The 5,961-nt window shown below is 69.7% G+C and carries 7 protein-coding genes and 1 pseudogene; 4 read left to right on the forward strand and 4 right to left on the reverse strand.

The annotated features are described in order from the left end of the window. Positions 1-418: MFS transporter (locus ACTS11_RS14885; RefSeq protein ID WP_442641088.1), on the forward strand; the 418-nt coding region annotated here is incomplete at its 5' end. Between the two features lie 10 nt (positions 419-428). On the opposite strand, the gene ACTS11_RS14890 is transcribed toward ACTS11_RS14885, so the two are convergent. Then, on the reverse strand, positions 429-881 hold the full coding sequence (locus ACTS11_RS14890) for a DUF2383 domain-containing protein (protein WP_442641089.1): 453 nt from the start codon (positions 879-881) through the stop codon (positions 429-431). Positions 882-952: 71 nt separating this feature from the next. Further along, positions 953-2,116 carry an alpha-hydroxy acid oxidase gene (locus ACTS11_RS14895; protein ID WP_442641090.1) on the reverse strand — a complete coding sequence of 388 codons (1,164 nt, stop codon included), beginning with the start codon at positions 2,114-2,116 and terminating at the stop codon, positions 953-955. A 138-nt stretch (positions 2,117-2,254) separates the two neighbouring features. Here ACTS11_RS14895 and ACTS11_RS14900 point away from each other — a divergent pair, with 138 nt between their 5' ends. After that, the gene (locus tag ACTS11_RS14900; protein WP_442641091.1) at positions 2,255-3,403 is read left to right on the forward strand and encodes an Acg family FMN-binding oxidoreductase; all 1,149 of its coding nucleotides are present in this window, start codon (positions 2,255-2,257) and stop codon (positions 3,401-3,403) included. A gap of 7 nt (positions 3,404-3,410) precedes the next feature. Next, complete coding sequence (locus tag ACTS11_RS14905; protein WP_442641092.1) at positions 3,411-3,842, forward strand: MarR family winged helix-turn-helix transcriptional regulator; 432 nt, start codon at positions 3,411-3,413, stop codon at positions 3,840-3,842. Between the two features lie 10 nt (positions 3,843-3,852). Here the strand turns inward: ACTS11_RS14905 and trpA are convergent, their stop codons facing one another. Both trpA and ACTS11_RS14915 read right to left on the reverse strand, forming a co-directional pair. Then, positions 3,853-4,644: a tryptophan synthase subunit alpha gene (gene trpA / locus ACTS11_RS14910; RefSeq protein WP_442641093.1), complete on the reverse strand. Its 792-nt coding sequence runs from the start codon at positions 4,642-4,644 to the stop codon at positions 3,853-3,855. Positions 4,645-4,760: 116 nt separating this feature from the next. Further along, positions 4,761-5,180 (reverse strand): VOC family protein, encoded by a 420-nt coding sequence (locus tag ACTS11_RS14915; RefSeq protein WP_442641094.1) that lies wholly within the window; start codon positions 5,178-5,180, stop codon positions 4,761-4,763. Positions 5,181-5,285: 105 nt separating this feature from the next. On the opposite strand from ACTS11_RS14915, the pseudogene ychF reads away from it, so the two are divergent. Next, positions 5,286-5,961, forward strand: a pseudogene (gene ychF, locus ACTS11_RS14920) (redox-regulated ATPase YchF); the annotation flags it as partial.

The following is a 5,961-nucleotide window of genomic DNA, read 5'->3' on the forward strand; positions in this document are numbered from 1 at the left end:
GCTGACGATGGCGGTGGGGCGCTTCGCGGGGCAGGTGGCGGCGGGACGCTTCGCTGACGCGACGATCATCACGGGTGGCGCGCTCATGGCCTGCGCGGGTGCGATTCTGGCGGCGCTCGCACCGGGTCCGCTCGTCGCCTACGCGGGCTTCGGGCTGATGGGGCTCGGCATGTCGGTCGTGGGGCCGATGGCGCTGGCGCTCGTGGGGCGGATCGTGCCGCCGCAGCGCCGGACGGCGGCGGTCGCACGAGTCAACGTGATCGGCTTCGGCGCCTTCCTCCTCGCGCCGGTGCTCATGGGCCTCGTCTCCGAGGCCTACGGGCTGCGGATCGCCTTCGCCGCGGTGGGCGCGCTGGCGCTTCTGGCGCCGCTTTTCGCCGTCATGCTGCGGAGCCGGTGGTCCACCGGCCCCGCCTGAGGCCGCGGGATCAGGCCGCCGCGGCGGCGTTGTCCATCCAGGCCTTGTGGCGCTCCTCGTCGGCCAGCGCCTTCTCGAAGAAGGGCCGCGCCGCCTCGGGGGCCGTGCTGTTCTCGCTGGCGTTGCGATAGGCCGTGACGGTGTCCGTCTCGTTCGTGCTCATCGCCTTGAGGATCGCGCCGTCGCCGCCGGTCATGTCGGCGAAGGCCAACTTGCCGGTCGTCAGCATCGACTTCATCGAGCCGTCGCCGGGGTTGTAGGCATGCTCCGTCCCCGCGAGGCGGTTCAGCTCCTCGAGGTGCTGCGTGTGGTCCGAGCGGAAGCTGCGGATCTTCTCCGCCCGCGAGGGATCGTCGAGCTTCTCGATCACGGCGTCATAGGCCGCGATCGCGTCATGCTCGAGCTGGATCAGGTTCTTGATCAGGGTCTTGGCGTCGCTCTCGCGGCCAACCATCGTCACCATGTCTGCTACCTCCTGGAAGACTGGGGTTTCGTCTTCCGGGGCAACGTGGGCTCCGTGGGCGGGTTCCCGGCCTATTGCCAGCGGGTGTCGAAATCCGCCGGCAGGAGGAGGTTGTGCCGCCCGAGGTTCGCCACGTCCCGCTCGCCGCAGAGCGCCATGGTCGTGTCGAGCTCCTTGTGGATGATCTCGAGCGCCTTGGTCACGCCCGCCTGGCCCATCGCGCCGAGCCCGTAGACGAAGGCCCGCCCGATCATCGTGCCCTTCGCGCCGAGGGCCAGCGCCTTCAGCACGTCCTGACCCGAGCGGATGCCGCTGTCGAGGTGGACCTCGATCCTGTCGCCGACCGCGTCCATGATGCGCGGCAGCATCCGGATCGAGGACAGCGCCCCGTCGAGCTGCCGCCCGCCGTGGTTCGAGACCACGATCGCGTCCGCGCCCACGTCGAGCGCCTTCTTGGCGTCCTCCTCGTCGAGGATGCCCTTCAGGATCACCGGCCCGTCCCACCAGCTGCGGAACTCGCGGATTCGGTTCCAGTCGAGCGAGGGGTCGAAGGCCTCCGCCGTCCAGGAGCCGAGCGAAGTCGGGTCCGTCACGCCCTTCGCGTGGCCCACGATGTTGCCGAAGAAGCGGCGGTGGGTCTGCATCATCTCGAGGCCCCACGGCACCTTGGTCGCGAGGTCGGCCATCGATCTCAGCGTCAGTTTCGGCGGCGCGGAGAGGCCGTTCTTCAGGTCGCGGTGCCGCTGGCCCATGATCTGGAGGTCCACCGTGATGACGAGCGCCGAGCACTTCGCGTCCTTCGCCCGGGCGAAGAGCCGCTTCATGAAGTCGTCGTCCTTGAGCGTGTAGACCTGAAACCAGAACGGCTTGGAGGTGTTCTTGGCCACGTCCTCGATCGAGCAGATCGACATGGTCGAGAGCGTGAAGGGCACGCCGAACTTCTCGGCCGCCTTCGCCGCCTTGATCTCGCCGTCCGCCGACTGCATCCCGCAGAGGCCCACCGGGGCGAGGGCGACGGGCATGGTGTATTCCTGGCCCACCATCTTCGCCTTCGTCGTCCGCCCCGCCATGTCCACGGCGATGCGCTGGCGCAGGCGGATGTCGGCGAAGTCCGAGACGTTCTCGCGGAAGGTCTGCTCGGTCCAGCTGCCGGACTCCGCGTAGTCGTAGAACATCTTGGGCACGCGGCGGCGGTAGATGCGGCGCAGGTCCTCGATATTCGTGATGACGGGCATTGTCCCCTCCCCGTGGCGCAGCCGGATTGCGCTGTCTTCCTAGCGTCTTCGGCAAGCGGCCGTCCATGCGGCGAAAGCGGTTTACATTGATACGATATCGCACTATATAGTTCGAAATCGTACCATATGGAGCCCGACATGACCCTCTCCCGACGCAAGACCCTCGCCCTCATCGGTGGCGGCGCCGTCCTCGCCGCCACCGCGGCGGCCGGCTACGACGTGACCCGGCTGCCCCGCGACGCGATGCGTCCATGGGACCTGGCCGGGCAATACGCCGACCCGCGGATGCGCGCGTTGAGCTGGGCGATCCTCGCGCCGAACCCGCACAACCTCCAGCCGTGGAAGGTGGACGTCTCGGTGCCGGACGAGGTCACGCTCTACGTCGATACCGATCGCCTCCTGCCGGAGACGGACCCGTTCAGCCGCCAGATCGTCATCGGCCTCGGCTGCTTTCTCGAGGTGCTGCGAATGGCGGCGCTGGCGGACGGGCTGGAGGTGACATTCGACCTCTTCCCCGACGGCTCCGACCCGCTCCGCGTCGATGCCCGTCCGGTCGCCGTCTGCCGCTTCGCGCCCACCGGCGCGGCCCCCGATCCGCTCTTCGCCTTCGTTCCGCGCCGCCGCTCGCTGAAGGAGCCCTACGACACGAGCCGCCCGGTGCCGGCCGACGTGCTGGACCGGATGGCGGCCGCCACGCGGCATTTCGGGATGGGCCGCACGACCGATCCCGCCCGCGTGCAGGGGATGCGCGACCTCTCGACCGAGGCCATCCGCATCGAGTTCGCGACCGAGCGGACGCTGCGGGAGTCGGTCGAGCTGTTCCGCATCGGCCACCGCGAGGTGAACGCCAATCCCGACGGGCTGGAATTCACCGGGCCGATGTTCGAGACCCTGCGCCTCACCGGCCTCTTCACCCGCGAGGCCAGCATGAACCCCGACGGCTTCGTCGCGGCATCCGCCGACGCGGCCTTCGTCGAGACCATGCAGACCGCGATGGGCCACATCTGGCAGGTGACGCCCGGCAACACGCGGCTCGAGCAGCTCCGCACCGGGATGGACTGGGTCCGGATCAACCTCGCCGCAACCGAGGTCGGCCTCGGGATGCAGCCGCTCAGCCAGGCCTTGCAGGAATACCCGGAGATGTCCGGCCTCTACGACGAGATCCACCGCCGGCTGGCCCCGGGCGGCGGAACCGTGCAAATGTGGGCGCGGGTCGGCTACGGGCCCGACGTGATGGCCACGCCGCGCTGGCCGCTGGAGGCAAAGATTGTCGGAGGAACCGGCTGACCCGCGCATGATCTTCGCGCTCTTCAACGAGATCGGGATCATCGAGCAGCTGAGCCGCGCCATCTTCGAGGCGCGGCTGCCCAGGGGCGTCCTCGTCTCGCACTTCTCTGTGCTGAACCACCTCGTGCGCGTGGGCGACGGGCGGACGCCCCTGGATCTGGCGACCGCCTTCCAGGTCCCCAAGACGACGCTCAGCCACACGCTCGCGCTTCTGGAGCGGCGCGGCTGGATCGAGATGCGGCCCAACCCCGAGGACCGCCGCTCCAAGCGGGTCTGGATCACGGAGGCGGGGCGGGCATTCCGGGAGGAGGCGATCGCGCGGCTCGCGCCGGATCTCGCGACGATGGCGCGGGCTCCGTCCATGCAGGGGGTGGATGACCTCGTCTCGCGCCTGGCGGAGATCCGCAGATACCTCGACGCCGCGCGCGATACGAAGTGACGCCCCGGCCTCAGGCCCGGTGCGCCCCGTCCGCCAGCGCCTTCACGTAGGCCGCGATCTCGGAGACCGGCTTGCCCGCCGCGATCTCGGCCACGATGGCGGAGCCCACGACGCAGCCGTCGGCGACGCCCGCGATGGCCTCCGCCGTCTCGGGCGTGCGGATGCCGAAGCCCACGATCACGGGCAGGTCGGTCTGCGCCTTGATCCGCGCGACCTCGGGCCCGACATTGGCCGCCTGCGCCTCGGCGGCGCCGGTGATGCCGGTGATCGAGACGTAGTAGACGAAACCGCTGGTGTTCTGGAGCACCTTCGGCAGGCGCCGGTCGTCGGTCGTCGGCGTCGCGAGGCGGATGAAGTTCAGCCCCGCCGCCTGCGCGGGGAGGCAGAGCTCCTCGTCCTCCTCGGGCGGCAGGTCCACGACGATGAGGCCGTCGATCCCGGCCGCCCTGGCCTCCGCGAGGAAGCGCTCGACCCCGCGCGAATAGATCGGGTTGTAGTAGCCCATCATCACGATCGGCGTCGTGTCGTTCTCCTTCCGCAGCTCCCGCGCGATCTGCAGCGTCTTCTCGAGGGTCTGGCCGCCCTCGAGCGCGCGCTGGCCGGCGAGCTGGATCGTCGGGCCGTCGGCCATCGGGTCGGTGAAGGGCATCCCGAGCTCGATGATGTCGACGCCCGCGCCGGGCAGGGCCTTCACGATCCCGAGCGAGGTCTCGTAGTCCGGGTCGCCCGCCATGACGTAGGCCACGAAGGCCTTGCGCCCCTCGGCCCTGAGCCGCGCGAAGGTGTCGTCGATCCGCGTCATGTCCCGCCCCTCGAATAACCGGTCCGACCGGGTTTGGGCCAAGGCGCGCGGGAAATCAATGGGGCCCGGAAAAGCCGGCTTTTCCGGGCCGGAATTGCCGGCAATTCCGGCACCCCTCAGGCGACGCCGTCCTCGACCGAGACCATCCAGCGCGTCCCGTACCGGTCGGTGAGCGTGCCGAAGGCGGGCGTCCAGAAGGTCGCGCCCATCGGCATCCGCACCTCGCCGCCCTCCGCGAAGGCGTCGAAGACCCGGTGCGCCTCGGCCACGCTGTCGAGCGCGAGGTGGATCGAGACGCCCTGCATCCCCGCCCCCTCGCCCGGCGGCATGTCGGAGGCCATGATCTCCACGCCGCCCGCCTTCAGCATCGCGTTCATGACCGAGCCTGGCGGCATCCCCGCCATGTCCTCCTGGTCGGCTGGCGGCATGTCGGACATGCGCATGATCTGCGGCGGGTCCGCGCCCGGAACCTCGGCGTAGAAGCGCATGGCCGCCTCGCAGGTGCCGGGAAAGAAGAGATAGGGGGTGACGTGCATGGCGCGATCCTCCGCTGTCGCATGCCGCCGAGCCTGGCACGGTTCCGGTTGCCGTTCGCGCGCCTCCGCCCTAGAGAGGCGGCGGATTTTCGCGAGGGATGCGCCATGGGCTTCAAGGTCGGGATCGTCGGGCTGCCGAACGTGGGCAAGTCCACGCTCTTCAACGCGCTGACGCGCACGGCGGCGGCGCAGGCGGCGAACTTCCCCTTCTGCACCATCGAGCCCAACGTGGGCGAGGTCGCGGTGCCCGACCGGCGCCTCGACCGTCTGGCCGGGATCGCGAAGTCGAAGCAGGTGATCCCGGCGCGGATGACCTTCGTGGACATCGCGGGCCTCGTGAAGGGCGCGTCGAAGGGCGAGGGCCTCGGCAACCAGTTCCTCGCCAACATCCGCGAGACGGACGCCATCGCGCATGTGCTGCGCTGCTTCGAGGATGGCGACGTCACGCATGTCGAGGGCCGCGTCGACCCCGTGGCCGATGCCGAGACCATCGAGACCGAACTGATGCTGGCCGATCTGGAGTCGATCGAGAAGCGGCTGCAGAACATCGTCCGCAAGGTGCGCGGCGGCGACAAGGAGGCGATCCAGCAGGAGCGCCTGATGCAGGCCGCCAAGGCGATGCTGGAGCAGGGGAAACCCGCCCGCATGGTCGAGGTCGACGAGGAGGACGCGAAGGCCTGGCGGATGCTCCAGCTCCTGACGGCGTAACCCGTCCTCTACGTCTGCAACGTGGCCGAGGCGGGGGCCGCCACCGGCAACGCGGTGTGCGAGGAGGTCGCGC

The sequence above is a fragment of the Roseicyclus sp. genome, assembly GCF_052168335.1.
Classification (GTDB): domain Bacteria; phylum Pseudomonadota; class Alphaproteobacteria; order Rhodobacterales; family Rhodobacteraceae; genus Roseibacterium.

What these genes read in the sequence shown, in the direction of transcription:
- ACTS11_RS14900 (WP_442641091.1), top strand. Translation starts at nt 2,255, where the DNA reads ATGACCCTCTCCCGACGCAAGACCCTCGCCCTCATCGGTGGCGGCGCC.
- ACTS11_RS14915 (WP_442641094.1), bottom strand. Translation starts at nt 5,180, where the DNA reads ATGCACGTCACCCCCTATCTCTTCTTTCCCGGCACCTGCGAGGCGGCC.
- ACTS11_RS14890 (WP_442641089.1), bottom strand. Translation starts at nt 881, where the DNA reads ATGGTGACGATGGTTGGCCGCGAGAGCGACGCCAAGACCCTGATCAAG.
- trpA (WP_442641093.1), bottom strand. Translation starts at nt 4,644, where the DNA reads ATGACGCGGATCGACGACACCTTCGCGCGGCTCAGGGCCGAGGGGCGC.
- ACTS11_RS14905 (WP_442641092.1), top strand. Translation starts at nt 3,411, where the DNA reads ATGATCTTCGCGCTCTTCAACGAGATCGGGATCATCGAGCAGCTGAGC.
- ACTS11_RS14895 (WP_442641090.1), bottom strand. Translation starts at nt 2,116, where the DNA reads ATGCCCGTCATCACGAATATCGAGGACCTGCGCCGCATCTACCGCCGC.